The organism is Thermocrinis ruber (assembly GCF_000512735.1).
GTDB classification, from domain to species: domain Bacteria; phylum Aquificota; class Aquificia; order Aquificales; family Aquificaceae; genus Thermocrinis; species Thermocrinis ruber.
This window is the reverse complement of sequence record NZ_CP007028.1, coordinates 168,744-194,801: the sequence shown is the minus strand read 5'-3', so window position 1 is coordinate 194,801 and position 26,058 is coordinate 168,744. Positions and strand designations below refer to the sequence as shown.

Sequence of the window (26,058 nt, the reverse complement as noted above, 5' to 3'; positions counted from 1 at the left end):
ACCTTTTTATAGTGCTTTTTTCACCTTCTCCAAATCCTCCACCTTTTCCACGTTAAAAACTCTCACTCCGCTTACGGTCTGCTGAACCAACTTTGAAAGCACGTTTTTGGGACCTATCTCCACAAAGGTATCCACCCCCAAGACTTCCACCATGTATTGGACGCTTTGAAACCATCTAACGGGGGAAAAGAGCTGACGGTATAGGTTCTCCCTAACCTCATGTGCCATTGTGTGTTCCCTTGCGGTGTAGTTTTGCACCAGTGGAATTGAAAGATTTTTTATGGGCGTTTGGGCAAGCTTTAGTCTAAAGGCATCCGCAGGACCCTTCATCAGGGAGCAATGCGATGGCACAGAGACCTTCAAGAGAATAGCCTTTCCTCCCATCTCCTTGCATATCTCCATAGCCTTTTCAACTGCTGTTTTTTCACCAGAGATAACTGTTTGCTCGGGAGAATTGTAGTTGGCAGGTTCTACTACACCGAACTGACGAGCCTGCTCGCAGGCACTTTCTACCTTATCCGGTGGTAGCTTAAGAATTGCCGCCATTGCACCCTTTCCCTCAGGCACACCCTCCTGCATGAGCTTGCCCCTTATGTATGCCAGACGGACCGCCTCAAAGAGCTCCACACCACCCGCCACCACCAAGGCGGAATACTCACCCAAGGAGTGCCCCGCTACTACATCGGGCTCAGGAAAACCGAGCTCCCTCATAACCCTGTATATGGCAATGGAGGTGGTAAGAATAGCAGGCTGTGTGTTTATGGTTTTGTTTAGCTCTTCCTCCGGTCCCTTAAAGATAAGGGTAGGGAGGTCATAGCGCAGTGCCTTCTCCGCAGAGTGAAAGACATCTGTAGCTGTGGGGAATTCCTTGTAAAAATCGTAGCCCATACCCACATACTGAGAACCCTGTCCGGGAAAGATGTACGCAAGTTTTCCCATGGCTTTAAGATTTTAACCCTTTTCCCCGAGCATTTGCCCTTTTGAAGAACTCAATAAGCTTCTTCTTTACCAGCTTGTGAAACTTTTCGGCCTTTAAACCCGTCATAAGTTCAATAGCATCATCTATGGTATCCATCAGATAAAGGTGGAACTCTCCTTTTTCTACGCTTTCAATAACCTCGTCCGAAAGAACCAGGTTTTCAAAGTTTCGCGAGGGCAAAAGGACCCCCTGCGTCCCAGTAAAGCCCATCGCCTTACATACCCTGTAAAATCCTTCCACCTTCTCCTTTATGCCCCCAACTGGTTGTACGTTTCCAAACTGATCCACGGAGCCTGTAACCGCAATATCTTGCCTTATCTCCACCCCAGAGAGGGCAGAAAGGATCGCCAAAAGCTCAGCCACGGAAGCACTGTCTCCTTCCACCTCTTCGTAGGATTGCTCAAAGGTAATGGTACAAGAAAGGTACAGTGGCATATCCTTTCCGTATTTACCGTTCAAGTATCCACTCAGGGTTAGAACCGCCTTTGAGTGGATAGGACCGCTTAGGGCAACCTCCCTTTCTATGCTTACTACACCTTTGTCCCCCAGATAAACAGATGCAGTGATTCTAGTAGGCTTACCAAAGCTTATATCTCCAAGCTCATAGACGCTGAGACCATTTACCTGTCCTACCCTTTTGCCATCCACAGCACACAGGATCTTTCCTTCCACGATGGCTTTCCTTATTTTTTCCTCCAAAAGGTTAGAACGATAGAACTTTTCTTCTATTGCCCTTTTAATATGCTCTCCCCTTATTATCCTTTCCCCTTCAGAAAAGACGTTGGCCTCCCTGATAACATCCACGATATCCCCCATAACTACGTTTATTTTCTTTTTACTACCCGAGAGCATGACCGCGTACTTAAAGAGCTCAGACAGGGCAGAACCATCCAGGTCTTTAATTCCCTCCTCCTGAAGGATCTTCTTTATAAGCCTGGGAAATTTTTCGTAGACTTCTTCATCCAAATCTACAACAGGGTCAAACTCCGCCTTGACCTTAAAAAGTCTGTTAAACTCAGGGTCATAAATGGAAAGAAGCTGGTACGTCAGATAGTCCCCTATCAAAACAACCTTTACGTTAAGTGGCACAGGTTCAGGGCTTATGCCCACATAGGGTAGCAGAAAATCCTCCACCGTATAGCCGGGAATATGCACTTTAGAGTGCATTATCGCCTTTTTGAAGGCATCCCAAAGCATGTAATTTTTCAAAAGGTCAGAAGCCCTTATCACAAGGTATCCACCCCTTGCCCTATGGAGACTTCCCGCTTTTATGCTGGTGTGGTCCGCATAGAGCACCCCCATCTCCATGGTGTAAGATATGGTCCCAAAGAGGCTCTGAAAGGAAGGAACTTCCTCGTATATCACCGGCGCACCATTTAGGGAGGAATTATCCACGATCAAGTTAAGCTTGAACCTTTTGAAGAGCTTTTCCAAATAGGCGAGCATCTGGGTATTCCCTTCAGCGCTCTTCCACATAAGAAACAGGTCTACATTCTTTACTATCTCTTTTTTCAACCTGTTTAAAAACTCAACCGCCTGTGGCTCGTGGCAGTATCGCTCGTCGCACCTTGAAAACACCCTTTCCACCACGAAGGTAGCCACCTTCTCTTTCAGCTCGTTTAACTTTTCCGCCAGCTTATGGTCCTCCTCCCTTAGGGCCCTTATATAATCCCTGAAGCGTTCTTCAAACTCAGAAAGATTCCTCTGGTAAGTCTCCTGAAGTCTTGGATTGGCAAAAAGCTCGGGCTCCTCTACAATTCTCCTTCCCACCAAGGGCAACAGCTTTATACCCATAGGGGTAACCACAACCCCTAAGTTCTTCGCCTCCGCATCTTTGGCCAAGTTCTCCAGTATTTCCTCCTTTCTCTTTTCCGCCTCCTTGGTTATCTTGGCAACCTCCTCCTCGTACTCTTTGCCTTCAAAAGCCTTCGGCAGTTCAATTTTTAAAGACTCTATAGCCCTATCCACCTCCTCCACAAAACCTTTGCCAACGCCGGCGGGCAGTAGAAGATACTTTGGACGCAGTGGATCGTCAAAGTTATAGAAGTAGCATATATCTTCGGGCACTGGCTCCTTTTGGGCCTTTTCCTTCAGACGGCGTAGGGCATAAGTGGTCCTTCCTATACTCTCTGGACCAGACACAAATATGTTGTAGCCTTCCTTTGTGGTGTTTAAAGCTAAATCAAAAGCCTTTTCTACCCTATCTTGTTTTAGAAAGACTTCCTCCGGAGGAACATCCTCCGTAGAAAAATCGTATTTGTAGCCATACTCTAAATCTTCCTTGCTCAGCTTTTTTATGCTCACAACTTCTTTACTTCCCTTCCCAGCTTTTCCTCCACCGATTTGACCTTGGATACGAGCCTGTTAGATTTGCCCTCTCTGTAATCTATCTTCATGGTTATGGAGATCCTTGGGCAGTCCTTTTTTAGCTCTTCAAAGCCCTTTTTGAGGACATCCATTACCTCATCCCAGCTTTCCCCCTCAATGATGGTGCCCATGGGTGTTAGCACGTAGGGTAGCCCAGATTTGTCCACCACATCCACCACCCTTGCCACATACTGGCTTACGCTTTCACCTTTGCCCAAAGGTGTCATGCTTACAAAGACAAGGATACTCATGAAAAAGATTATAAACCAAGCTCCTTTATGATTTCCTCCTTCTTCATCCTCAGAACATCCACTCCAAAGTGCAAAAAGCCGTACATTAAGAGTATCCTATCGTCTATAAGCCTGCCCTTTGCGTTGTTTTCAAGGATTTTAAAGAGTTTTTTGACCTCCTCCTGTGCCTTTGGTTTTTCTACTTTTCTTTCTGTTATAAGGATCTCCACCATTAGTTCTTTTAAGGGCTTTAGCTTTTCTAAAAGATGGGCGGTTTCTTCAAAGAGGGCGGGAGGTTTCAAGCCTTCCCGCTGTAGTGTGCGTTTTAGTAGGTTTGCCCTGAGATGTCCTATGCCTTTCACTCCCGCCAGACTGGCCCAATTTTCGTTCAGTCCAAACTTTACCGAGTGGGCAATCAAAAGAAGTTTTTGGTCATCACCATGCAAAAAGCCGTTTTTTCTTAACTCCCACATAAGCTTTAAAAGGTGCAATGCATCTGTGCCAAGGTAGGAAAACTCCCCCGGTGGATGGCGCAGGTTGGGATACTTAAAGGTAAGACCCTCCGTATAAAAGAGAAACTGATGGGTGTTGTCCTCAAAGCAGTTTTGACCACAGCTTACCAGCATGCCCCTAACGTAGTGATCATCCTCTTCAAAACTCTCTCCCTTTTCCACAAAGTCGTAAAGCGTATCAAAGCGTTTGGTGTAAAGTAAAGGTCTTATAACCGCCAGAGTGGGAAGGCTGAGATATTGCCTACGCAAGAACTCCTCCAGCTTGGTGGGAGGTAGCCCGCTTCTTACACACAATAGCCCTTTGGGTGTTAGGGAATTTCTCTCAAGGTATGCCCTTTGCCTGAGAAATCTTTCTACATTCTCTATTGTCCTCTTCGGCACTTGACTGAAGGAGTAGAACTTTTCCAAAAACCTTTGGTAGTTAAAACCTTCGTAAAGATAGCCAAGTAGGATAAAAAAGCTCAGCACATCTATGTTTTTTTCCTCCTGAATGGCTGTCTTAAAACCCTGAGAGAAGGTCCTTTCTATGAGGTCCTCCACAAGGCTTGAACTGCCACCATGAATGATGAGATGGGAATAACCCTTCTCCTTTAGTCCTAACCTTCCTGCCCTGCCTTCCATCTGTAAAATGTCCAGCTCATCGGGTATGCACATCCACTTTCTGTTTTTAAAGACCCTTACCATTATAAGCACCCTGTCTGCGGGCAAATTTACCCCATAGGCTAAGGTCTGTGTGGCTATGAGAAGTCGGAGGTTCCCTTCTTTGAACTCCCTTTCAATGGCTTCCCTCTCCTCCTTTGGTACATCCGCGTTATGAAAGGCAATCTCTGGAGGTCTTTCTTCATCCACCTCAAAGGGCAGTGTTTGGTTAAAGATGCCCACCTTTTCCTTGGCGGCAATTTCTAAGAGCTTCCACCCCAGCCTTTTTTGAGGTACAAAGAGTACGGTCTTCTCGTCGGGCTTGCTAAGCTTCCAAAGGGCATCCCAAAGTTTGCAGGCTACTTTGTCCTCCTCGCAAACCTCCATAAATTCTCGCAATGAGTGGTAGAATTTCTCAAGGGGCACTGGTCTCCACTGGCTTTTTATTAAAAGCTGTGAAGAGGTCCAAAGGGCGAGCTCCTCCACACCCGGTATGGTGGCGGAAAGCCCAAGAATGGGAATACCCTCCTTTAGGCAGTATGCCAAAAGCTCCTCCACCACCCAACGCTTTTTTATTTGATGCACCTCATCCACAACCACCGCAGAGAGCTCCTTTACCCACCGGGCGGAGTTCCTGAAGGCTTGAACCAAGCTCTCGTAGGTGCATACCACCAGCTCACCGGATACTTCCTTGAAGTTCTCCACCACCCGATCCCCTGTCCTAACATCCACCTTCTTGTAGAACCTCCTTAACTCCACCGCCTTTTCATAGACCAGTGCCTTTGTGGGCGCGGTGTACGCTTTCCTTCCTTTGAACTTTTTAAAGAACAGATAAGAAAGCAAGCTCTTGCCTGCGGAGGTGGGTGCAGAGACTACCGCATTGCCCTTTTCGTAGGTGTGATAAAAAAGGGTCTGAAGGGGGTTCAAAAGGGGATAGGGAATGTTTGGGTCTATCTCCTGCGATGGGATAAGCTCAAGGCTCCGCTTTTGGGTTTCCCCTTCCCTTCGGAAAACCGCCTTGCCAGAAGGTGGGTTTATGCTAAACTGACTCTCTGGCAGGAGGTATACGATTTGCATTAAGAATATTTAAAACCTTTTTGGAGAAAAACTTTCAAAGTAGATGGATTTTTCGTTATCCTTCAAAAGACTTTTCATTAGATGGGCGGTGAGTGGGGCAAAAAGTATGCCGTTTCTGTAATGACCTGAAAGCAGGGCATAGTTCTCTCCCAACAAAAACACGGGCTTTCCGTCGGGAGTTGCGGGTCTAAAGCCGTATAGAGTGGATAGGATCTCGCCCTTTGCAAGGGATGGGGCTATTTTGGTGGCGTTTAGGCACAGGCTTGCCAAACCCTCCACCGTGTTTCCACCCAAAAAGCTAACATCCTCAGAGGTAGCACCTATGTACATGTACCTGCTCCTTGGGATCAGGTAAGAAATGGTGGAGTAATGAACTATTTCAAAGGGCTTGGCTTTTACCTTTAGGGCTTGTCCCTTTATGGGATAAACGGGCACATCAAAGAGCTCCTTAGCCCATGCCCCCGTGCAAAAGATGTAATAGTCGGCGGTGTAGGTGCTTTTAAGACCCTTTAAAGCTTCCGCCCTATCTCCCCTTTGCTCAACTCCAACCACCTCGTCAATTTCTATGGGCACGCCCAAAAGCTCCATAGCCCTCAAAAGGGCGTCCATCAAATTCTCCACATCCACCCACCCCTCTTCCAAGTAATGCACCAAAAGGGAAACCCTTTGAGAAAGGTATGGCGGTCTTTCCAAAAGCTCCACTTTGTAGCCTTTGCCTTTGTAATCCTCTGCTTTTTTTACAAGCTCCTCCTCTCCCTCAAGGACTACTCTGTATATGCCATCGGTCCAAAAGTCAACCTTAAGCTTGGAAACATCCTCCACGAGCTTAACATAGTCCGGATACATCTTTAAGCTTTTGTAAGAAAAATCAAAGAGGTCTCCCTCTAAGCCCTCCGAAAAGGGTGCCAGCATGCCACCCGCCGTCCAAGAGGTAGCTTCCTCTGGGTTTCTTGTGATCACCTTAACCTCAAAGCCCTCCAGGGCAAGGTATAGGGCTGTGCTTAGTCCAACGATGCCACTGCCTACAACCAAAACCTTCATGTGGGCTTAGGGAATAGTATAAGCTTTTCCTTTACAGAATAAGAGCCAAAGGTGTAGGGTTTGATCTCCTTGGGTAGCACTTCAATGTGCATATTTTCAAAAACCAGCTTTGTTTTGAAGGGCATAAAGGGATGAAGAAGGTAGGCGATCACAAAGAGCCCGTCCGTTAGGGTGTACAGCACATCTGCCAGTTCCTTTCCTTCCAAGCTCCAAGGTGCCTTGCGATCCACATACTTGTTCAAGAAGGAAGAAAGCCTAAAAACCTCCTCCAAGGCATGGTAGAAATCTACCTCCCTCATAAACTTTTCGTAGTTTTCTATAACCTCTGTGCAAAAGTTGATGTACTCTTGGTCTTTGTCTCCCTCCACCTTGCCTCCCAAGTACTTTAGGTCCATGGCAAGGACCCGGCTAAAGAGGTTTCCTATCTCGTTGGAGAGCTCTCCCACGATGCGGTTCCTTAGTGCAGACTTGGATATATCCCCATCCTGTCCAAAGGGAACCTCCCTAAGGAGAAAATACCTTATCTCATCCAGCCCATACTCCTTCACAAGCTCGTAAGGACTTATTACATTTCCCAAAGACTTGGACATCTTCTGCCCTTCCACCTTCCACCAGCCGTGGGCAAAAATGCTTCTGGGCAGTGCATAACCCAAAGACATCAAAAAGGCAGGCCAATAGATGGCGTGGAACCTGAGGATGTCCTTTCCCACCAGGTGCAGGTCAGGAGGCCAAAGTTCCATCTTATCATTAACCGCAGAAAGATAGTTAAAGAGGGCGTCAAACCACACATAGATGGTATGGTCTGGGTCAAAGGGCACCGGTATGCCCCACTGAACCCTATGACGGGGTCTTGTAATGGAAAGGTCCTTCAGACCCTGTTTTACAAAGGATAGGACCTCGTTCTTTCTGTAGGAGGGTAGGACAAAGGTGGGATTGTTCTCAATGAGCTCTTCTATGGCACTTTGATATTTGCTGAGCCTGAAAAAGTAGGAGGGCTCCTTTATATACTCGCAGGGTTTAAGATGGATGGGACACTTGTTTCCTTCAATTAATTCGCTTTCGGGTTTGAACTCCTCACAACCCACACAGTACCAACCTTCGTACTCTCCAAGGTATATGTCTCCCTTCTCGTAGCACTTTGTGAAAACCTCCTGAACGAGCTTTTTGTGCCCTTCGTCGGTGGTTCTTATAAAGTGGTCGTAGCTTATGCCCAAAAACTCCCAGAGCTTTTTGAAGTTTTCCGAGTTTTGATCCACAAGCTCCTGTGGAGATATGCCCCGCTCTTCCGCAGAACGCTGAATCTTTAGTCCATGCTCGTCTGTGCCCGTGAGGAAAAAGACCCTATAACCTCTTAGCCTGTAAAAGCGTGCTAGAGTGTCTGCGGAGATGTTGGTGTATGCGTGTCCCACATGGGGTAAATCATTCACATAGTATATTGGAGTTGTAATGTAGAACTTCATGGACTTATAATTATACTACCCTCGCAACGGGACAGGGTGAACCCCGCCAGGCCCGAAAGGGAGCAACGGTAAGCCCGCCGTCCCGGGTGCGGGGGCTTTTCAGAATGAAAAAGCTCATCTTTCTCGTAAGGCACGCCCAGAGCGAATTTAACGAAAAGGGAATATTTCAGGGAAGGCTTGACAGCGACCTAACTCCCTTAGGCTTTGTCCAAGCGCGCCTTTGTGCAGAAGCACTCAAAGACAAAGGCATAGAGCTTGTGATCACATCACCCCAAAGGAGGGCATACAAAACCGCCCAAACCATAAGCGATGTTTTGGAAGTTCCCCTAAAGGTAGATGAAAGGATCAGGGAGATGTCCTTTGGAGACTTTGAAGGCAAACACTTTTGGAGTTTAGTGGAGGAGTATAGGGAAACCTTTACCAACTGGTTGAGGGACCCAGTAAGCCATCCTTTACCCACCCAGGAGGATATGGGGGAGTTTGAAAAGAGGGTGGGCGGTTTTTTGGAGGACTTAAAGAAACTGCCACATCAAAAGGTATGCGTAGTAGCCCACGGGGGCACTCTGCACGCCATTGTGTGTTTGACTACTGGAATAACTCTAAACAACCTATGGAACATTCACATGGACAACACAGGCATAAGCCTGTTGGAGTTTGACGGTAAAGGCTTTCATCTTAGGCTCTTAAACAGCCTATGCCATCTATGAATATTTGTATACGATCTTGCCCCTTTCAACTACCTCTGGCACCAAAGTAACCTTTTGGTCGCTCATAAAGGAAACAAAGCCCTCTATTAAGCCCGCAAAGAAATATATAATCGGAGAGTCCAGCAGGTTTTCTCCCATTATAGCGTCCGTGAATATGTCCTCTTCTATCACAACATTTCCATTCTCTTTTTTTATACTTTTTGCAAATCCCAAGTCTTCAAGTATTATGCACGCCCTCTTGAGGGCTTCTTCCTTATCCAGTACCTCGGGAAAGTGCCCTATCAGGCTTTCCAAAAGCTTTGGTCCCGATTTCCTTCCCGCATCTCTGAGAACCGCTTTGGCACCCTTGTCCCCTATAAGGGCTCTAACACCCTCTGACATATTTACTATGGCCAAAAGAAGTATATCTGGGTCTACCATGGCTTCTCTCCTTCTACCTATTTTAATGCTTTAAAGAGGAATTATAATTTGTGTTTGCGGGAGGTTTTTCATGAAAGCGTTGTTGTCTTTACTTGTGCTCTTTGGTTTTCTCTTTGCCCAAGACCTCTATCAGGAGTTTGTGAAAGAGCAGGTAAGGCAGATTCCACTTAAAAAAGCCATAGTCTTTGGTAGAGGAAAGGCAAAGCTCATCACCTTTATGAACCCAGATTGTGGGCATTGCAGGAAAGAGTGGCAGGAGCTAAAGAAGGTGCCAGACAAAGTGAAGGTTTATATATTTCTAATACCCTTCAGAGGGCACGAAGAGAGCAGGGCAAAGGCAGACTACATAGCCTGCTCAAAGGAGCCCATAAAAGCCTTAGATGAAGTGTTCTCCGGCAAGTTTGATGGAAAACCACCCAAGGTGCCAAGATGCCCCCTTGTGGATGAGCACATAAGGCTGGCAGAGTCTCTCAATGTGGGCGGAACGCCTTATAACATAATACTAAAAGACTACAAAGTTATTGAGGGCTACAATCCAGAGCTTTTAAAGATTATGGGTGTTAAAAAGTGATCGTGGTTCTTATTGGTCTATCGGGCAGTGGTAAATCCTTTGTGGCAAATATCCTCCACAGGGAGTTTGGCTTTGAGTGGATCAGAAGCGACCAAATAAGAAAGGAAATGGCAGGTATTGAACCTACCCAAAAAGTAAAGGTGGGCTTTTCGGAGGGCATATACTCCGAAGAATGGACAAGGAGGGTCTATGAGAGGATGCTTGATTTGGCGGAAGAAAAGCTAAAGGAGGGCAAAAACGTAGTTTTGGATGCAACTTTTTTGAGGGCTTGGCAGAGAGAGAAGGTAAAGGAACGGTTCCCTTCTGCGGTTTTTATCTGGGTGATTGCCAAAGAGGAAGAGATCATAAAAAGGCTCTCCTCAAGGCAGGATATATCGGACGCGGGAGTAGAAACTTACCTACGCCAGAAGGAGATTTTTGAACCGCCGGAGGGAGTTCCCACCTTAGACACCTCAGAGAACGAACACAAGGTTAAGGAGAAGCTGAAAGAACTCCTAAATTTATAGCACTCTTAAAGCACTCCAGAGCCTTTTCCAAATTGCCACCTTCTGCAGGACAGTCTGGTTCCATACCTTTTTCTCCAACTACCAAAGTGCCATCAGGAAGCTTCATAGCAAAAGTAACGAGCCTGAGGACTAAACCACAGTCGTTCAAGGGGTACATATTGCTACCCACATACTTGCCCACAGTTCTCTCGCCAGCTACGAATGCCTTTGCGTACCTTTTTAGAAGGCTCGCCAAAAGCTCCGCAGCGGAGGCTGTATTTTTGTTCACTATTACAAATATAGGCTTTTTAAAGGCTTTTTCTGACTTGAACTCATAAACACTGAGACCCCCTGAGGATGTCTCCAGGTAAAACATCACTCCCTCCCCACCCAAAAGCATATCCGCAAGAGCCTTTGCAACACCTATTAAACCTCCGCTGTTGTTGCTAAGGTCTATGATCAGCCCATCTATTCCTTCCCTTTCAAATTCTTCCATAGTTTGTCTAAATTCCCTTATCGTTGGGTTTGTAAAATTCACAAGATGAACGTAGCCTATTTTTTTGTCTCCTAAGTTTATAATCCTTTTTTCTTCAATAGGATTTATGGTAAAGTATCCCTTTTGCACCTCAAGGCTTTCAAAGAATCCGTTGCGTATGATCTCAAGCTTTACCGGTGTGTTGGCAGGTGTGTTTCTTATAGCAGAGCTCCACTTACTTTTATCCGTCTCCCCGTTTATTGAGTAGATGATGTCTCCTTTTTTTAACCCTGCCTTTTCTGCGGGCGAACCTTCAAAGACCTTTACGATTACCCCCTCGTCGTTCCACCTAATACCCAATCCAAAGAGCTTTGCTTCTGAATACCAAGTTCTGTCCTCCTCAAGCTTTGTTATGGTGGTCCACTTGTCTCCTTTTGAGCGCAAAAAAGCTATGGCTTCCGATTCATCCTTCCACTGTGGAAGTTCCGAAAACTTATTCTTCCAGAGGTGATACCGCATGATATACTCCCTTAGCTTGTTTAAGGTTTCCTCTTTTGAACATTGTTCTTGGGCATAAGAAAGGTAAGCCAGTAAGATGATCAGTAAGAAAGGAATGCCCATTGTGAGTGGAAATATTATACCCTTTGGGCGGAATTTCCAGAGGGTTTATACTTAGAAGGTAAGGGAATGAGCCTTTATAAAGAAGGAGACATCTTGCTGGGAATGTATAGGGTCATAGACTTGATCGGCGTAGGAAACTTTGGAGAGGTCTATAAGGTGGAGGTGCTAAAGGGAAGATATGCAGGGCAAATTGTGGCGCTGAAGGTGGCAAGGGACAAAACTATGCTACCCTACCTTTGGAAGGAAGCCCAAACCCACATACTCTTTAACCATCCCCATATCCTAACCATGCAGAGCTACCTTTATAAAAAGGACAGAGGAGAGCTCTTTTTGATCTACGAGTTTATGGACGTTGGGAATCTTAAGCATTACGTTGCAAAGCATGGTCCCCTTGAGGAAGGAGAAGCCCTTAAGGTAATATTCCAAGTTGCCAAAGGCTTGGAGTTTCTACACAACAGAGGCTACATACACGGAGACATAAAGCCCGACAACATCTTTGGCAAAAGGGTCATGAAGAGCATCCTTTGGAAGCTTGGAGATTTCAGCCTACTTAGGGTAAGAGGATACTCGGGTATAATAGACATAAAGGGAACGGTGGGATACATAGCACCGGAGGTTTTCAAAAATCAAATTCACAGGAGCAGTGATATATTCTCCTTGGGATGCGTTCTTTACTTTACCCTTACGGGCAAATCTCCCTTTGACGCAGAGGATGAGCAAGAGAAGTTGAGAAGGAACAAGCTGGTTATATACACTATGCCGGAGGGAATATCCCCAAAAGTCCAGACGTTGTTAGGGCTTATGCTTGAAAAGGACCACGAAAAGAGGTTCAAAACCGCCAAGGAACTCATAAACTATATGCTTGCACAGAGGCTATTATGAAAGTCTTTATGTTTCACAATGTGGGAGAACCACCAAAGAATGCCCGGCTGAAATCCCTCTACGTTAAACCAGAAAAGTTCAAACGTTGGCTAAACCTCTTAAACAGACTTAACTTCAGGTTTGTTAAGCCTCAAGAGCTTGAACCTACGGGCAAAGGTGTGCTACTTACCTTTGACGACGCTTACAGGGACTTTTTGGAAAACGCCTTCCCGGTTATCAAAGCCCTAAAGGCTCACGCCATAGTCTTTGTGCCCGCCAAGTTGGTAGGGCAGTTCAACCGTTGGGACTACCGAAAGGTGAATGCGATAAAACCCATAATGAACTGGGAGGAGCTTTCCTTTCTCGTAAAGGAGGGCGTAGAGATTGGTTCGCATACCCTCACCCATCCCTTCTTGACAAAAATCCCTCCCCCAGAGGCACGCAGAGAGATAGAGGACTCAAAGAAGCTTTTGGAAGACAAGCTTGGCGTTGAGGTAAAGAGCTTTTGCTATCCATACGGAGACCACAACAGGGAAGTGGTAGAAATGGTAAAGAAGGCGGGTTATCAATATGCCTTTACTACCATAAAGGGAACCTATGCCCAAAGCCCAAGTAAGTGGGAAATCAGAAGAATTTATGCATCCGGCTATTGGACAACGCTTAGATTTTTATGGGAATGTTTAAAATAGTAGTACCATGCGAGTTTTAAGCGGTATGAGACCAACGGGAAAGCTCCATCTGGGACATTACTTTGGCGTAATAAAAAACTGGATAGAACTCCAAAAGAACCACGAAACCTATTACATGATCGCAGACTGGCACGCATTGACCACCAGCTACAAAAACCCCGAGCAGATAAAGGAGAACATTGAGCAGGTAATGATAGACTGGATCGCCTTGGGCTTAGACCCAAACAAGAGCGTGCTCTTTATCCAATCCCATGTAAAGGAGGAGCTGGAGCTCTTTTTGATTTTTTCTATGATCACGCCAAAAAGTTGGCTTGAGTGGAACCCCACCTACAAGGATATGAAGTACAACCTTTTAAAGATCGCCGACTTAGAGCTCAGCTTTAAGGGAGGGATAAGGGATCTGGTAAAAGAGTTTTTGGCTAAGCTACCCTACAAGGTGGAGGACTTTGAAGCCTTGGAGGAGACCCTTTTGGACACCATCTCGGAAACCTTTGTAAGGACTGTCTTTGATGGAATACTTGAACCGGAGATACTAAGTAAGCTAAATGTGTCAAAGAGGGACTTTTACGATACAGACACCTACGGCTTTTTGGGCTATCCTGTTTTGCAGGCGGTGGATATACTCATCTACAAGGCGGAGGCGGTGCCCGTGGGAGAGGACCAACTGCCTCACATAGAGCTTACCCGTGAGATCGCCAGAAGGTTCAACCAGCTCTACGGAGAGGTCTTTCCAGAACCCAAGGCACTGCTAACGGAAACACCCCGGCTTTTGGGAACGGATGGCAGAAAGATGAGCAAGTCATACAACAACGCCATATACTTTGCGGACAGCAAAGAGGAGGTTCAGCAAAAGGTGATGAAGTTCTTTACAGACCCCCAAAAGCTCAGAAAAGGAGACCCCGGCAGACCTCACCTTTGCCCCGTCTTCTCCTACCATAAGATCTTCACCAATCCAGAGCAAACAAAACAGATAGAGGCAGACTGCAAAAGTGGTGCCCTTGGATGCGTAGATTGTAAAAGGCTAATGTTTGAGGGCTTGAACGCCTTTTTGGAGCCCATAAGGGAAAGGAGGGCACAGGTGGAGGGTTCCCTAAAGGAGCTCAAAGACATATTCTTGGAAGGCTCCGAGAAGGCAAGGCAGACCGCAAAACAAACCTTGGAGGAAGTTAGGGAGAAGATGAAATTGTGATAGAGTTCGGGCTCTTTGTCCTGACTTTATTTTTTGCATACTTTGTCTTTCTCTTTGCCCTGCCCCTAAGGTGGGTAAAAGCTATACCCGCCGACCAACTGCCCCAAAAACTGCCAAAACTCTATGTGTATTCTTACCAGGTTCATATCCACACCCAGTTTTCTTACGATTCTTTGGGAAAGCCAGAGGATATATACAGCGCCATGGAGGCGGAGGGCATAGACTTTGCCCTGATAACAGACCACGACAGCAACCACTTTAAAAATTTTTGCAACCAAAGGTGCCTTGCGGGTGTAGAAAGAAAAATTGAAGGAGAAAAAGGCTTGCTTGGAGACCTCCTTGAGATAGGTAGCCTAAAGGTAATAGCCCATCCCTTTAAAGAGAAATACAGATGGAAATTGGAAAGGGATGGATACTTTTTGGAACTCATAGACCTAAAGGATGCCCTTTTGGAAGATAAAGGTAAGTTCTTTTTCTTTCTCTTTGGTACTGTGCTACTTTATCCCTTTTTAAAGAATAGAGCCCTTGAGCTTTTAAAAAAGGTCTTGCCGGTGGAAAAGTATGTCCAAAGGTATATGCAAGAGGGATGGAAAAACCCAGCTTTGGGTGGGCTGGACCATCACACAAAAGTGTATATACGGGAGGTAGGAATAAGGTTTTTATTCCCTTCCTATGAACACTCCTTTTATTTGATGAGAAACCTCTTAATCTCACCAAAGCCGATTAATTCTGCGGAAGAACTGACCAGCGCACTAAGGTCGGGCTTGAACCTGATTTCCTTTCAAAGAAAACCCTTTATGGCTTACGTGGAGGAGGGAAAGTTAAGGCTTCTAGCTCCGCACGGACCCCTTCTGGTGGTACATTTTACAGAAAAAGGCAGAGATTTCTATTTGGGTGAGAACTTGATTTTGCCACTTGCAGAGGGTAGAAATGTCTATGTATGCTTTAGCTACGCTTTCAAACTCGGAAGGCTTTACTTGGGATTAAAGCCCGCAGCTGTAATTGTGCTACCTTCCCCACTTGAGTTTTTCCCTGAGGATGTAGAAAAAGCTTCTATGAGGATGGGTGTATAGGGTGCAATAAAAGGGTGACTTTTCCACCCAAACCTCCTGCCTTGGGCTAACCTCTATGCCTTCCTGCCCGTCAAGGGTCAAAAAGGTGGGCATGTTAGAAATTAGCTTGATGCGAAAATCGGGAGGTATAAGCATAGGTCTGTTGGAAAGGGTATGTGGGCATATGGGAACAAACAGAAGGGCTTCCATGGTTGGGTGTATTATGGGACCTCCTGCAGAGAGGGCGTAGGCGGTGGAGCCAGTGGGTGTGGAGATTATCACCCCATCCCCATAGACCCTGACCATAAACTCATCCTGCGCAAAGACCTCCACCTCCATCATCCTTGCCAAGTTTAGTTTAGAAAGCACCACATCGTTAAGGTAATGTCCCACGAGCTTTCCATCCACAAAGGCACAGATTAACATTCTTTTTTGAGGTTTTAGCTTTCCATCCAAAGCCTTTTCTACATACTCAAAGGCTTCATCCCTGTCTATCTCCGTCAAAAAACCAAACTTTCCCTCATTTACTCCCATTATTGGGATGTTTCTGACTGCAGAAAAGCGGGCCCCAGCCAAAAAGGTGCCGTCCCCACCCACCACCAAAGTTAACGCGTAATCTCCTTCCCTTGGTTTTTTACCGGGTTCGTTCACAAAAAATTCCACCTGTATTTTTTTATTCTCTAAGAATTTCTCAAGGGCTTCTGCGGTGTTTATAGCGTTGGGAGAGTTTTTTACAAAAAGTAAAACCTTCATAAATAGTGGTCTATGATCTCACAGAGCACATGTCCTATGGTAATGTGGCACTCTTGTATTCTTGCGGTATCGTAAGAGGGAACCACGAAGCAGTAGTGGGCTATATCAATCAACCTTCCTCCCTTCTTCCCCGTAAGGGCTACCGTGGTTGCACCAAGGTCGCGGGCTTTTTTTAGTCCTCTTATTACATTCTCAGACTCGCCGGAGGTGGATATGCCTATGACTATATCCCCGGGCATACACAGGGCTTCCACCTGCCTTTCAAAGATCGTTTCAAATCCGTAGTCGTTACCCACTGCAGTTAGGATGGATGTGTCCGTGGTTAGGGCTATGGCAGGCAGGGCTCTCCTTTCCTTTTTGAACCTTCCCACGATTTCTGCGGCAATGTGTTGGGCGTCCGCTGCGGATCCCCCATTTCCAAAGAGCAGAACCTTATTCCCCTCCTTTAGGGCGTTTGCTATGATCTTTCCCACCTCCAAAAGCCTCTCCGCGTACATCTCCACAAAGGCAAGCTTTACGTCTGCACTTTCCCTGAATGAGTTTATCACCAGGTCAATCATTCTTTCTTCCTCAGATCTCCCACCGTTAGCCTTCTCATCTTTTTGAAAAGTTCCATCAGCATGTGTTTGTGATATTCCTCTTGGCTCTCTATGAACTCAAAAAGTTTTTTCACTCTCTCATCCTCTATGTGCCCAAGTTCCTTTCTGTAATCTCCGCCCGCTTCCTGTTCAAACTTTATGTCTTCCGCAAGGCTCTCTTGCATAGTTTTTCTGTCCTTCCTGCCCAGGTCTGCCCTTATGTCTGGCATACCACCTAACTCACCAATGGCCTCTCCCAACTTACCCATATGCACCATGCTCTCTATTGCTATATCAAGCATTGTGTCCCTGTGGTTTAGGTCCTTTGAGTGGAAGAACTGATAAAGGTAGTTTATTATGCTCTGGTACTCCTCTTGGAGGAACTTGTTTAGAACTTCTATAACCTTCGGGTCTGCCCTCTTCGGTTCCTCCTGCATGCACACAATACCTTCCATCACCTTTTCCTTCAGCTCACTGAACTCTATTCTGTGAAAGTTTTCATCCCTTATGACCCTTTCAAGCAGTCTTTTTACCGAATCGTCCTTTACCATATCCAACTGCTTTGTGTATATTTCAATGGCCATTTCCTCCGCTTTTACGTCTTCTGAAAGCATACTCGCCCAATCGGGACCACCTATAACGATCATATCCTCCAGTCTGTTCAGGACCACCTCACCACCCAACTGAACCACCTTTTGAGCAAACCACTTTAAATGCCTCATCTCCTGTCTGGCAATTTGCTCTATCTCAGCGGTGATGTTTGCGTCGGTTATTAAGAAAATGTGATAAAGATACTGCACTATGGCAGAATGCTCCAAAGCCACATCGTAAAGCAAAAGATTTATAAGCTCCCTTTTGTTCATGGCTATCACCTCAAACCAATTTGGTATATTTTACCTAAATATTCGTTCACCATCCTATAGGTATTGAAGTAAGGACCGATGGTAGCGATGCTATTTTTCATCATCCTGACCCATTCGTCCTTTCTATTATAAAAAGTAGGTATTATTATGTGGGAAAGCTTTCCGTATATGTCCTCCAAATCTTCTTTGTCGTCTGACTCGGTTAGGTCATCCCACTTGGTCCTCGGTCCTATTCCCCAACCGTTTATTCCCTCAATGCCACCCTCCAACCACCACCCATCCCAAGTGCTAAAGTTCAAAACTCCGTTCATGCCCGCCTTCATACCGCTGGTACCACAGGCTTCGTAAGGTCTCTTTGGAACGTTTAACCACACATCACACCCCGCTATGATTAACTTTGCCATCTCTATGCTATAGTTTTCCAAAAAGGCTATCTTTACGCTTTTTGTCATCTCTTTAAGTTTTTTTGCCCTGTTTATTATGTCTGCGATCATCTCTTTACCAACGCTATCCTTTGGATGGGCTTTTCCCGCAAAAAGAAGCTGTATCTCTCCCTTATGCTCTGCTATGTACTTTAGCCTTTCTAAATCTTGGAGTATCAGATTGTTCCTCTTGTATGCTGTTACCCTCCTTGCAATGCCTATGGTTAGCACATCATCCGAAAAACTGGTATCTGTAAGTTTGTTTACCAAGTTTACAAGCTCACTCTTTACCTTCATGTGAGCTTTAAGCAAAAGCTCAGAGGGCACATTGTACACCTGTCCAAGCAGTATGGGATTTTCGTCCCAATCGGGCAGGTATTCGTTCAAAAGCTCCTGTATCTCCTCGTGAATCCACCTTTTATGGTAGACGCCGTTGGTCACATAATCTATTTTGCAGTTGCTCTGAGATGTTTTTGAACATTCTGGGAAAAGGTTTGCAGACACAAACATGTGTTTGTAAGAAACTGCGTTAATCCTTTCGCTGTATTTTAGAGCAAGCTTTGAGAGGTTTATAAAGCCATCTTCTGCCTCTTCGTCCCAATTTATATGGTCGTATTTTTTTAACTCCTGCTTTACCATATCCACCGGAAATCTGTCGTGTCCAACAGCTACAGGCGTATGGGTCGTAAAGACACACTTCTTACGAACCTCCTCCTTGCTACCAAGCTCCTTAAGTAGCTCCACCACCAAGAAGGCGGAGTGGCTTTCGTTGATATGATAGACGCTGACATTGTAGCCTAGAGCCTTCAAAAGTCTGTATCCACCAATACCCAAAAGAATCTCCTGCCTAAGTCTGTAGATTCCATCATCGCCGTACAGCCTGTCGTTAAGCTTTCTTATCTCTGGGTCGTTCTCCGGAAGGTTTGCATCCAAAAAGAAAACCTTTACCTCTTCCCTTCCCAACAGGGAATACTCCCAAGCGGCAAATTTCTGATCAAGGTCTCCGAAGCTTATGTCCAAGTATATCCTTGTAGGCTTTAGTATTTTCTTATAATCCCACGTGGTGTCAAAATCCAGTTGCATTCCACTTGGAGTTAGCTTTTGTGAAACATAGCCCTTTCTGTATAGAAGGGTTACACCCACCGCAGGAATGCCCAAGTCCGCGAAGGCATAAAGCGTATCACCCGCCAGCGTCCCCAACCCTCCACTGTAGGTGGGAATTCTATCCTCAATACCTACTTCCATCACAAAGTATGCGATCATAACACTTCTATTATATTCATACTAACATCCACCCATCTGGCGGAGTGTGTAATGGCACCGGTGGAGATATAATCCACACCCTCCAGGGCATAATCTCTGACATTTTCAAGGGTTATGTTGCCAGATACCTCCACCTTCACCCTTCCCTTTATGAGCTTCAACGCTTGCCTCACCTCCTCCAAGCCAAAGTTGTCCAGCATTACTATGTCCACCTCACAGGCAAGGGCTTCCTCCAACTCCTGCAAGCTTTCCACCTCTACCTCTACTTTATATGCAGGTCCAAGCCTTTCCCTTACCCTTTTTACCGCCTCGGAGAGGGAACCAGCCACCCTCTTGTGGTTATCCTTTATGAGGACCATATCGTAAAGGGCAAAGCGATGGTTGGTGCCACCACCTACCCTCACCGCATACTTTTCAAAGAACCTAAGCCCTGGCGTTGTCTTTCTTGTGTCCAATAGCTTGGTCTTTGTCCCCTCAAGCCTTTTCACAAACTCCCCCGTTAGGGTTGCTATACCACTCAGTCTTTGAAGTAGGTTGAGGGCAACCCTTTCCCCCTTCAAAAGCACATCCGCAGGACCCTCCAGCTCCAAAATCACATCCCCCCTTTTAAAACGTTCCCCCTCCGCCATAGATTTTAAAACCTTCACACCACCCAAAAGTTCAAAAACCCTAACGGAAAAAGGTAGCCCCGCACAGATTCCCCCTTCCTTTGCCACCATTACCGCCCGAGCCCTTTCTCCTCTAAAAACGCCCTCGGTGGTTATATCTCCGTGACCTATGTCCTCCTCAAGGAATTGCAAAAGAACCCTGTCAATTTTCCAAAAGTCCATCCCTGATCCTCAAAACCCTGTCAAAATACTTTGTCATCTCTTGGTTGTGGGTTGCTATCAAGAAAGTGATACCCTCCTTATCCCTGAGTTCCAAAAAAAGCTCAAAAATTCTCTTACCTTCTTCCAAATCCAAGTTGCCAGTGGGCTCGTCCGCCAGTATGAGCTTAGGCTTTAGCATCAATGCCCTGCCTATGGCTGTCCTTTGCTGTTCTCCCCCCGATAGTTGATAGGGTTTGTGGTTAGCCCTGTGGGAAAGCCTCAGAAAGTTCAAAAGCTCCAAGGCTCTCTTTTTGGGCTCCCTTTGCCCAGCCAACTGTCCTATTAATACAAGGTTTTCTAAGGCGGTAAAGTCCTCCAAAAGGTAGTAGAACTGAAAAATAAAGGCTATATTGTTCTTTCTGAACTCTGCCAGTTGGTCTTCGTTCATGCGGGTGATGTCTTTTCCATCCACCAGTACCCTTCCCTCTGTGGGCTTGTCCAAGCCAGCTATGATGTGCAATAGGGTGCTTTTGCCAGAGCCAGAAGGTCCCATCAAGCCCACAAATTCCCCTTTTTCTATCCTAAAGCTTACACCCTTTAATGCCCTCGTGCCGTCGGGATAAACCTTGTGAACGTTTTCAACCAAAATCACAGGCTTATATTTTAATAAAGAGGAGGAGCAAAAATGTTAGAGATGGTGGTTCACGGCATTACCCTGGACCCAGTGTCTCAGATGCCCATAGTGGTACTAAAGGCAAAGGACGATGACGAAACAGTCCTTCCCATATGGATAGGAATTTTTGAGGCGGACAGCATCCTCAGACAGCTTCAGAATGTGGAACCACCAAGACCCATGACCTACGAGCTGATGAAAAACGTTATCACTCAAATGGGTGGAGTGGTAGATAAGGTGGTAATCAACGACCTGAGAGACAGCACCTATTATGCAGAGGTGCATATACTCCAAGGAAACAATCGTTTGATCATTGACTCAAGACCCAGCGATGCTATCAACATAGCATTGCGTTTTTCTGCACCAATATTCGTAGAAGAGAGTGTTTTGGAAAAGTCCAGGGTGCCAAAACCAGAAGAAGACGAAGAAAAGAAAAAGCTCAGAGAATGGTTGGAGAATATAAAGCCCGAGGATTTTGAAAAAGGATTAGGCTAAGGCAGACCTCAAACACTCCATCATAACTTCCATAGGTGGCGTGCCCACATCCACTACAGGCTCTATTTTTACTACCTTCCCCTTCTTTTTGAGTAAGTTAAGTATGAGCTCATAAGCTTTCGTCAAGCCCTCCTTAAAACCCACCCCTTCTTGGAAGATGTAAAGGTCCATGTCTTCCCTGTAGCCCTGTAGGTGGTAGCTTTGTAAGTCTTGGATCTGTGCGTCTGTGCCCAATGCATAAGCCTGTGCCACTCTTAATACCGTCTGAAAGGGTATGTAGGAAACCGCGTAGCACTCCATTTCCACTTCCTTTAAAAGCGTTGGGTCTGAAGGAAGCGACACCACATAAAGCACCCCTTCCTCCTCCACCCTTCCATCTTCAAACTGTGCCCTAACCTGTATTAAATAACTCCACGACCTCATAATCCTAAAAATAAACTGTAAAGAAAAAGTATGGGAGGTGCAATGATCTTTTGCAGGATGCCCGTAAAGAGCAGGACCATTATTACCAAAAAGCCATACATTTCAAACCTGTAAAAAAGCTCCCAGTGTTTGAGAGAAAAGAAGCTCATAATCGCCCTGCTACCGTCCAAGGGAGGAATGGGCACCATGTTGAAAACTGCCAAAACGGTGTTGATCATTACCGATTTCACAAAGAAGATCTCAAGAGGCTCAAGTACAGCAGAACCAAGAAAGTCCAAATATCCCCCATGGGACAATCTGAAGAGAAGCCCAAAGAGAAAGGCTAAAGCCAAGTTCATAGAAACACCCGCAATAGACACAAAAAAGGTGCCAACCCTAAGGTCCCTAAACCTGAAGGGATTTATGGGAACAGGCTTTGCCCAACCAAAGAGTATAGGTGAGCCTAGCAAAAGAAGTATTGCTGGAAAAATAATAGTTCCCAGAGGGTCTATGTGAGGTATAGGATTTATAGTAAGCCTGCCATACTCTTTGGCGGTGCTATCTCCCATCTTGTAGGCAACCCATCCATGGGCGTATTCATGAAGTATAACCGCCATCATAATGGCAGGGATGGCTATAATCATCTCCTGAAGGTTCATGGCTTTTTAATTTTATGCTCAATCTTCATCAAGAATGACACCTTCTTGCAGGTGGTAATAGGGTCTTTCGTAAGTAGAGTAGTAGTAGGGCGTGTAGGCAAAGAACTCTCCTGCACACGTATCCACTCCTTTAAAGGCGGGAACTATTCCATAGGTCTCCCTCAGTTGTCTTATTTGGTCCTCTGTGGTCCCTTTAAGCCTTGCGATCTCTATATCCGAATAACCAAGCTCTTTTGCCTGTCTTAAAAGTTCCCCGTCCAACGCTTCTTCCACTAGCCTTTTTTCAAAATCTACCACCTGTTTTAAGTTATACAGGAACCATCTGTCTATGTGAGAAAGCTCATAAAGCTCTTCCACACTCCAGCCCCTCCTGAAGGCTTCAGCCAAATGCCAAAGTCTGTCTGGGTTGGGTGTTCTTATCATCTTCCTTAACTCCTCATCCGATAGTTTTTGCACCTGAGGTAAATATAGCCCATACCTGTCCATTTCCAAGCTTCTTATTGCCTTTAAAAGGGCTTCTTTGAAAGTCCTACCTATTGCCATTACCTCACCCACCGACTTCATCATTGTTGTCAAAGTTCTGTCCGTCTCTGGGAATTTGGCAAAGTCAAAGCGTGGGATTTTAACTACCACATAGTCTATGGAAGGCTCAAAGCTGGCGGGTGTATGCTTTGTGATTTCGTTTTTAAGCTCATCAAGGGTATAGCCCACTGCCAATTTTGCCGCCACCTTGGCTATAGGAAAGCCCGTAGCCTTTGATGCTAAGGCGGAAGATCTTGATACCCTTGGGTTCATTTCTATAACATAGAAATCTCCGTTTTCTGGATTCACCGCAAACTGGATGTTGGAACCTCCCGTATCCACTCCGATCTCTCTCATGATCTCTATGCACGCATCCCTGAGAATCTGATACTCCTTGTCTGTAAGGGTTTGGGCGGGTGCAACAGTTATAGAGTCTCCCGTATGCACACCCATTGGGTCAAAGTTTTCAATGGAGCAAACTATGATCACATTGTCCTTTTTGTCCCTTACCACCTCAAACTCATACTCCTTCCAACCGATCAGAGACTTGTCTAAAAGCACCTGATGAATGGGCGAGGTCTTTAGGGCTATTTCTACCTTTTCTTTGAATTCCTCTATGTTGTATGCAATGGAACCACCGGTTCCACCAAGGGTAAAGGCTGGTCTGAGAATTACGGGAAAACCTATATCTTTTACAGCCTTGAGCGCCTCCTCTACAGATGATACTACCGCGTTTTCTGGAACCTTCAATCCTATCTTTCTCATAGACTGGGCAAAGAGCTTCCTGTCTTCCCCCTTCTTTATAGCTTGATAGTTTGCCCCTATTAGCCTCACACCGTAGCGATCAAGAATACCTTCCTCGTACAGATTTACTGCCAAGTTTAGGGCAGTTTGTCCCCCAAGGGTAGGCAGGAGGGCGTCTGGTCTTTCCTTTTTTATGATGGCTTCTAATATATCTAAGGTCAAAGGCTCTATGTAGGTTCTGTCTGCCATGTTTGGGTCTGTCATTATGGTGGCCGGGTTTGAGTTGACCAAAATAACCCTGTAGCCCTCCTCCTTTAGGGCTTTGCAAGCTTGTGTGCCCGAATAATCAAACTCCGCCGCTTGCCCTATAACTATGGGTCCAGAGCCTATTATAAGTATGCTTTTTATGGATGTATCCTTTGGCATAGCTTTGTTAGCTCCTCCTATGTTTCACCGTAAAACATATATTTCTCGCTTTTGTCTGTGCACACAAAGATAAAACCCATTTGCGTGTCGTTTGAAGGGTTGTCTTGAGAAGGAGCTTTTAACCTTTGGGCAAGCATCGTTAAAAATTATATCACTTGCAGTAAAGATCCAAAACCCTTTCAATGACCTTACTGGTGGATATATCAAAGGAGAAGGGTATCCTTTCCACCCTTCCGCCATAGGAGAGTACAAAGTCCGCCCCTACTATGCGTTCTAAATCCCAGTCTGCACCCTTTACCAAAACATCCGGCTTTATGGCTTTTATCAGTTCCAAAGGTGTGTCTTCCTCAAAGATCACCACATAATCCACCGGCTTTAGATTGTCCAAAAGATAGGCACGCATTTGCTGTGGCAGTATGGGTCTTTTTTCACCCTTTATTCTTCTCACGGAGGCATCCGAGTTGATGCCCACCACCAAAATATCCCCCAGAGATTTTGCCCTGTTCAAATAATCCGCATGCCCCGCATGGAGTATATCAAAACAACCGTTGGTGAAAACTATTTTCTTTTTTCCTCGGACCTTCTCCAAAAGTTCCAAAAGTTCTTTGAGCTCAACTATCATAGAACCTCAGCACCCTTGCGGTGGTGTAAGCGGACTCATATTCTCTGGCACTCCTTTCCCAAGAAAAGTCCTGCCTCATACACCGCTTTACGATTTCAGACCACACCTTCTCGGAGTTGCAGAACTCCATATCATAAAAGACCCTTGCCCGAAGCAAGGCAGACATCATGTCCCTTGGCTCAAAATTTTCAAAGGCAAAGCCCGTGCCGTTTTCTGGGTCCTTCAAAAAGTCTTTGACGGTGTCTTTTAGCCCGCCCACCCACCTTACCACTGGCACAGTTCCATACCGCATGGCGATCATCTGAGATATTCCGCAGGGTTCAAAGAGGGATGGCATCAAGAACATATCTGCACCCGCGTATATCTTGTGGGCAAGCTCTTCGCTATACTCAATGCGAGCTTTGATGTTGTTTGGAAACTTTTTACTTAATTCCACGAGCATCTCCTGGTATTTTTCCTCGCCAGAACCCAAAACCAACATATCAAAGCCCTCTTTTACGATCTCCTCTGCGGAGGAAAATATTAGGTCAAAGCCCTTCTGGACGGTAAGCCTTGCCACTATGCCTATAAGAGGTCTATAGTTTTCAGTTTTCAATCCAAAGATCTCCTTAAGGTGAGTTTTATTCTTTAACTTACCCCTTTTGAAGCTCTTAATGTTATATCTGGCAAAGATAAGTTCGTCCTTCTCCGGGTTCCACACATCGTAATCTATGCCATTGAGAATACCAAAAAAGTATTTCTTTTCCCTTATAACGCCCTCCAAACCATAGCAGTTAGCTTTCAATTCCTCCGCATAGGATGGGCTAACTGTGGTCAAAACATCACAGAACAGTATCCCCGCCTTCATGAAGTTTATCTTCCCGTAAAACTCTATGCCCCCGTAAGGGTGGAATACCTCCCATGGTAGGTTTAAAGCGGGTAGAGAATGGGCATCAAAAATGCCCTGATGCATGGCATTGTGGATGGTAAACACAACGGGAACTCTCTCTAAGTCTGGGTAATACAAGGACTTATACAAGGGCAGAATTCCCGTATGCCAGTCGTGGATATGGATAACCTCCGGCTTTAGTTCCAACTCCCTTATAACCTGAAGACTTGCCATAGACAAAAAGCCAAACCTCAGGGCATTGTCGTAGTAATCCCCCTTTGGTGGTGCGTAGACATATTCCCTTCCGTAGTAGGGTTTGTAGTCTATGAAAAAATATCTAACATGGTCCAGAATGTCTTCATAAAGGTCAAACTCTCTCCACTGATGGTCAATGTATATTTTCATCCCCTCCTTTACCTTTCTCTCTACGCTCCTTTTTAGCTTGGCGTACTTTGGCATTATTACATAAACTGTATGCCCAAGCTTTGTAAGGGCTTTGGAAAGGGAGTGGATCACATCTCCCAACCCTCCCGTCTTCAAATATGGAGCGCTTTCACTGGCAACCATAACCACCCGCATGGTTT

At 45.7% G+C, this 26,058-nt stretch carries 27 protein-coding genes and 1 other RNA gene; 9 read left to right on the top strand and 19 right to left on the bottom strand.

The window, feature by feature from the left end; all coding sequences use genetic code 11:
* Window positions 1–6 precede the first annotated feature (6 nt).
* The 6 genes from fabD to metG are packed head-to-tail and all read right to left on the bottom strand — an operon-like array spanning window position 7 to window position 8,305.
* The gene (gene fabD, locus THERU_RS01080; RefSeq protein WP_025305436.1) at window positions 7–939 is read right to left on the bottom strand and encodes an ACP S-malonyltransferase; all 933 of its coding nucleotides are present in this window, start codon (window positions 937–939) and stop codon (window positions 7–9) included.
* Between the two features lie 4 nt (window positions 940–943).
* Window positions 944–3,283, bottom strand: coding sequence for a Lon protease family protein (locus THERU_RS01075; RefSeq protein WP_025305435.1), 2,340 nt, complete (start codon window positions 3,281–3,283; stop codon window positions 944–946).
* Window positions 3,280–3,597, bottom strand: coding sequence for an MTH1187 family thiamine-binding protein (locus tag THERU_RS01070; RefSeq protein WP_025305434.1), 318 nt, complete (start codon window positions 3,595–3,597; stop codon window positions 3,280–3,282). The genes THERU_RS01075 and THERU_RS01070 overlap by 4 nt, the downstream gene beginning before the upstream one ends.
* Before the next feature lie 8 nt (window positions 3,598–3,605).
* A complete protein-coding gene (locus THERU_RS01065) occupies window positions 3,606–5,804 on the bottom strand; it encodes a DEAD/DEAH box helicase (RefSeq protein WP_038531963.1) in 2,199 nt (732 codons plus the stop codon).
* 9 nt (window positions 5,805–5,813) lie between these two features.
* Window positions 5,814–6,845, bottom strand: coding sequence for a glycine oxidase ThiO (gene thiO / locus THERU_RS01060; RefSeq protein ID WP_025305433.1), 1,032 nt, complete (start codon window positions 6,843–6,845; stop codon window positions 5,814–5,816).
* A complete protein-coding gene (gene metG / locus THERU_RS01055) occupies window positions 6,842–8,305 on the bottom strand; it encodes a methionine--tRNA ligase (RefSeq protein ID WP_025305432.1) in 1,464 nt (487 codons plus the stop codon). The genes thiO and metG overlap by 4 nt, the downstream gene beginning before the upstream one ends.
* A gap of 15 nt (window positions 8,306–8,320) precedes the next feature.
* Between metG and ffs the strand changes: the two genes are divergently transcribed.
* Both ffs and THERU_RS01050 read left to right on the top strand, forming a co-directional pair.
* Window positions 8,321–8,406: signal recognition particle sRNA small type (ffs, locus tag THERU_RS08415), an RNA gene on the top strand.
* Between the two features lie 3 nt (window positions 8,407–8,409).
* Window positions 8,410–9,012, top strand: coding sequence for a histidine phosphatase family protein (locus THERU_RS01050; RefSeq protein ID WP_025305431.1), 603 nt, complete (start codon window positions 8,410–8,412; stop codon window positions 9,010–9,012).
* On the opposite strand, the gene THERU_RS01045 is transcribed toward THERU_RS01050, so the two are convergent.
* A complete protein-coding gene (locus THERU_RS01045; protein ID WP_025305430.1) occupies window positions 9,007–9,432 on the bottom strand; it encodes a hypothetical protein in 426 nt (141 codons plus the stop codon). The two genes, THERU_RS01050 and THERU_RS01045, sit on opposite strands and share 6 nt — an antisense overlap.
* A 70-nt stretch (window positions 9,433–9,502) precedes the next feature.
* Between THERU_RS01045 and THERU_RS01040 the strand changes: the two genes are divergently transcribed.
* Complete coding sequence (locus THERU_RS01040; RefSeq protein ID WP_245565829.1) at window positions 9,503–10,003, top strand: DsbC family protein; 501 nt, start codon at window positions 9,503–9,505, stop codon at window positions 10,001–10,003.
* Window positions 10,000–10,509 (top strand): P-loop nucleotide/nucleoside kinase family protein, encoded by a 510-nt coding sequence (locus tag THERU_RS01035; RefSeq protein WP_025305428.1) that lies wholly within the window; start codon window positions 10,000–10,002, stop codon window positions 10,507–10,509. The genes THERU_RS01040 and THERU_RS01035 overlap by 4 nt, the downstream gene beginning before the upstream one ends.
* Here the strand turns inward: THERU_RS01035 and THERU_RS01030 are convergent.
* A complete protein-coding gene (locus tag THERU_RS01030) occupies window positions 10,475–11,584 on the bottom strand; it encodes a S41 family peptidase (RefSeq protein WP_025305427.1) in 1,110 nt (369 codons plus the stop codon). The genes THERU_RS01035 and THERU_RS01030 overlap by 35 nt on opposite strands.
* A gap of 66 nt (window positions 11,585–11,650) precedes the next feature.
* On the opposite strand from THERU_RS01030, the gene THERU_RS01025 reads away from it, so the two are divergent.
* Genes THERU_RS01025 through THERU_RS01010 form a run of 4 tightly spaced genes read left to right on the top strand, consistent with a single transcriptional unit; the run spans window position 11,651 to window position 15,396 of the window.
* Window positions 11,651–12,466 carry a serine/threonine protein kinase gene (locus THERU_RS01025; protein WP_025305426.1) on the top strand — a complete coding sequence of 272 codons (816 nt, stop codon included), beginning with the start codon at window positions 11,651–11,653 and terminating at the stop codon, window positions 12,464–12,466.
* Window positions 12,463–13,134: a polysaccharide deacetylase family protein gene (locus tag THERU_RS01020; RefSeq protein ID WP_025305425.1), complete on the top strand. Its 672-nt coding sequence runs from the start codon at window positions 12,463–12,465 to the stop codon at window positions 13,132–13,134. The genes THERU_RS01025 and THERU_RS01020 overlap by 4 nt, the downstream gene beginning before the upstream one ends.
* A 7-nt stretch (window positions 13,135–13,141) precedes the next feature.
* The gene (gene trpS, locus THERU_RS01015) at window positions 13,142–14,323 is read left to right on the top strand and encodes a tryptophan--tRNA ligase (RefSeq protein WP_025305424.1); all 1,182 of its coding nucleotides are present in this window, start codon (window positions 13,142–13,144) and stop codon (window positions 14,321–14,323) included.
* The gene (locus THERU_RS01010; RefSeq protein ID WP_025305423.1) at window positions 14,320–15,396 is read left to right on the top strand and encodes a PHP domain-containing protein; all 1,077 of its coding nucleotides are present in this window, start codon (window positions 14,320–14,322) and stop codon (window positions 15,394–15,396) included. The genes trpS and THERU_RS01010 overlap by 4 nt, the downstream gene beginning before the upstream one ends.
* On the opposite strand, the gene THERU_RS01005 is transcribed toward THERU_RS01010, so the two are convergent.
* Genes THERU_RS01005 through THERU_RS00980 form a run of 6 tightly spaced genes read right to left on the bottom strand, consistent with a single transcriptional unit; the run spans window position 15,331 to window position 20,715 of the window.
* Complete coding sequence (locus THERU_RS01005; protein ID WP_025305422.1) at window positions 15,331–16,128, bottom strand: NAD(+)/NADH kinase; 798 nt, start codon at window positions 16,126–16,128, stop codon at window positions 15,331–15,333. The two genes, THERU_RS01010 and THERU_RS01005, sit on opposite strands and share 66 nt — an antisense overlap.
* Window positions 16,125–16,688, bottom strand: coding sequence for a D-sedoheptulose 7-phosphate isomerase (locus THERU_RS01000; RefSeq protein WP_025305421.1), 564 nt, complete (start codon window positions 16,686–16,688; stop codon window positions 16,125–16,127). Before THERU_RS01000 ends, THERU_RS01005 begins: the two co-directional genes overlap by 4 nt.
* Window positions 16,685–17,569: a ferritin-like domain-containing protein gene (locus tag THERU_RS00995; protein ID WP_025305420.1), complete on the bottom strand. Its 885-nt coding sequence runs from the start codon at window positions 17,567–17,569 to the stop codon at window positions 16,685–16,687. Before THERU_RS00995 ends, THERU_RS01000 begins: the two co-directional genes overlap by 4 nt.
* A 5-nt stretch (window positions 17,570–17,574) precedes the next feature.
* Complete coding sequence (glgP, locus tag THERU_RS00990) at window positions 17,575–19,254, bottom strand: alpha-glucan family phosphorylase (RefSeq protein WP_025305419.1); 1,680 nt, start codon at window positions 19,252–19,254, stop codon at window positions 17,575–17,577.
* Window positions 19,251–20,084 carry a carboxylating nicotinate-nucleotide diphosphorylase gene (gene nadC, locus THERU_RS00985; protein WP_025305418.1) on the bottom strand — a complete coding sequence of 278 codons (834 nt, stop codon included), beginning with the start codon at window positions 20,082–20,084 and terminating at the stop codon, window positions 19,251–19,253. The genes glgP and nadC overlap by 4 nt, the downstream gene beginning before the upstream one ends.
* Window positions 20,065–20,715: an ABC transporter ATP-binding protein gene (locus THERU_RS00980; RefSeq protein WP_025305417.1), complete on the bottom strand. Its 651-nt coding sequence runs from the start codon at window positions 20,713–20,715 to the stop codon at window positions 20,065–20,067. Before THERU_RS00980 ends, nadC begins: the two co-directional genes overlap by 20 nt.
* A 33-nt stretch (window positions 20,716–20,748) precedes the next feature.
* Between THERU_RS00980 and THERU_RS00975 the strand changes: the two genes are divergently transcribed.
* Window positions 20,749–21,231, top strand: a complete 483-nt coding sequence (locus tag THERU_RS00975; protein WP_025305416.1) for a bifunctional nuclease family protein — start codon at window positions 20,749–20,751, stop codon at window positions 21,229–21,231.
* On the opposite strand, the gene THERU_RS00970 is transcribed toward THERU_RS00975, so the two are convergent.
* The 5 genes from THERU_RS00970 to THERU_RS00950 all read right to left on the bottom strand — a co-directional run bounded on the left by THERU_RS00970 (window position 21,223) and on the right by THERU_RS00950 (window position 26,053).
* Window positions 21,223–21,654, bottom strand: coding sequence for a hypothetical protein (locus THERU_RS00970; RefSeq protein WP_025305415.1), 432 nt, complete (start codon window positions 21,652–21,654; stop codon window positions 21,223–21,225). The genes THERU_RS00975 and THERU_RS00970 overlap by 9 nt on opposite strands.
* Window positions 21,651–22,292 (bottom strand): site-2 protease family protein, encoded by a 642-nt coding sequence (locus THERU_RS00965; protein ID WP_025305414.1) that lies wholly within the window; start codon window positions 22,290–22,292, stop codon window positions 21,651–21,653. Before THERU_RS00965 ends, THERU_RS00970 begins: the two co-directional genes overlap by 4 nt.
* A gap of 18 nt (window positions 22,293–22,310) precedes the next feature.
* Window positions 22,311–23,984 carry a carbamoyl-phosphate synthase large subunit gene (carB, locus tag THERU_RS00960; RefSeq protein ID WP_025305413.1) on the bottom strand — a complete coding sequence of 558 codons (1,674 nt, stop codon included), beginning with the start codon at window positions 23,982–23,984 and terminating at the stop codon, window positions 22,311–22,313.
* A gap of 151 nt (window positions 23,985–24,135) precedes the next feature.
* Window positions 24,136–24,606, bottom strand: a complete 471-nt coding sequence (rfaE2, locus tag THERU_RS00955; protein ID WP_025305412.1) for a D-glycero-beta-D-manno-heptose 1-phosphate adenylyltransferase — start codon at window positions 24,604–24,606, stop codon at window positions 24,136–24,138.
* Window positions 24,596–26,053: a glycogen synthase gene (locus tag THERU_RS00950; RefSeq protein ID WP_025305411.1), complete on the bottom strand. Its 1,458-nt coding sequence runs from the start codon at window positions 26,051–26,053 to the stop codon at window positions 24,596–24,598. Before THERU_RS00950 ends, rfaE2 begins: the two co-directional genes overlap by 11 nt.
* Window positions 26,054–26,058: the final 5 nt, after the last annotated feature.

What these genes read in the sequence shown, in the direction of transcription:
- fabD (WP_025305436.1), bottom strand. Translation starts at nt 939, where the DNA reads ATGGGAAAACTTGCGTACATCTTTCCCGGACAGGGTTCTCAGTATGTG.
- THERU_RS01070 (WP_025305434.1), bottom strand. Translation starts at nt 3,597, where the DNA reads ATGAGTATCCTTGTCTTTGTAAGCATGACACCTTTGGGCAAAGGTGAA.
- THERU_RS01065 (WP_038531963.1), bottom strand. Translation starts at nt 5,804, where the DNA reads ATGCAAATCGTATACCTCCTGCCAGAGAGTCAGTTTAGCATAAACCCA.
- thiO (WP_025305433.1), bottom strand. Translation starts at nt 6,845, where the DNA reads ATGAAGGTTTTGGTTGTAGGCAGTGGCATCGTTGGACTAAGCACAGCC.
- metG (WP_025305432.1), bottom strand. Translation starts at nt 8,305, where the DNA reads ATGAAGTTCTACATTACAACTCCAATATACTATGTGAATGATTTACCC.
- THERU_RS01050 (WP_025305431.1), top strand. Translation starts at nt 8,410, where the DNA reads ATGAAAAAGCTCATCTTTCTCGTAAGGCACGCCCAGAGCGAATTTAAC.
- THERU_RS01045 (WP_025305430.1), bottom strand. Translation starts at nt 9,432, where the DNA reads ATGGTAGACCCAGATATACTTCTTTTGGCCATAGTAAATATGTCAGAG.
- THERU_RS01040 (WP_245565829.1), top strand. Translation starts at nt 9,503, where the DNA reads ATGAAAGCGTTGTTGTCTTTACTTGTGCTCTTTGGTTTTCTCTTTGCC.
- THERU_RS01030 (WP_025305427.1), bottom strand. Translation starts at nt 11,584, where the DNA reads ATGGGCATTCCTTTCTTACTGATCATCTTACTGGCTTACCTTTCTTAT.
- THERU_RS01025 (WP_025305426.1), top strand. Translation starts at nt 11,651, where the DNA reads ATGAGCCTTTATAAAGAAGGAGACATCTTGCTGGGAATGTATAGGGTC.
- THERU_RS01020 (WP_025305425.1), top strand. Translation starts at nt 12,463, where the DNA reads ATGAAAGTCTTTATGTTTCACAATGTGGGAGAACCACCAAAGAATGCC.
- trpS (WP_025305424.1), top strand. Translation starts at nt 13,142, where the DNA reads ATGCGAGTTTTAAGCGGTATGAGACCAACGGGAAAGCTCCATCTGGGA.
- THERU_RS01005 (WP_025305422.1), bottom strand. Translation starts at nt 16,128, where the DNA reads ATGAAGGTTTTACTTTTTGTAAAAAACTCTCCCAACGCTATAAACACC.
- THERU_RS01000 (WP_025305421.1), bottom strand. Translation starts at nt 16,688, where the DNA reads ATGATTGACCTGGTGATAAACTCATTCAGGGAAAGTGCAGACGTAAAG.
- THERU_RS00995 (WP_025305420.1), bottom strand. Translation starts at nt 17,569, where the DNA reads ATGAACAAAAGGGAGCTTATAAATCTTTTGCTTTACGATGTGGCTTTG.
- glgP (WP_025305419.1), bottom strand. Translation starts at nt 19,254, where the DNA reads ATGATCGCATACTTTGTGATGGAAGTAGGTATTGAGGATAGAATTCCC.
- nadC (WP_025305418.1), bottom strand. Translation starts at nt 20,084, where the DNA reads ATGGACTTTTGGAAAATTGACAGGGTTCTTTTGCAATTCCTTGAGGAG.
- THERU_RS00975 (WP_025305416.1), top strand. Translation starts at nt 20,749, where the DNA reads ATGTTAGAGATGGTGGTTCACGGCATTACCCTGGACCCAGTGTCTCAG.
- THERU_RS00970 (WP_025305415.1), bottom strand. Translation starts at nt 21,654, where the DNA reads ATGAGGTCGTGGAGTTATTTAATACAGGTTAGGGCACAGTTTGAAGAT.
- THERU_RS00965 (WP_025305414.1), bottom strand. Translation starts at nt 22,292, where the DNA reads ATGAACCTTCAGGAGATGATTATAGCCATCCCTGCCATTATGATGGCG.
- carB (WP_025305413.1), bottom strand. Translation starts at nt 23,984, where the DNA reads ATGCCAAAGGATACATCCATAAAAAGCATACTTATAATAGGCTCTGGA.
- rfaE2 (WP_025305412.1), bottom strand. Translation starts at nt 24,606, where the DNA reads ATGATAGTTGAGCTCAAAGAACTTTTGGAACTTTTGGAGAAGGTCCGA.
- THERU_RS00950 (WP_025305411.1), bottom strand. Translation starts at nt 26,053, where the DNA reads ATGCGGGTGGTTATGGTTGCCAGTGAAAGCGCTCCATATTTGAAGACG.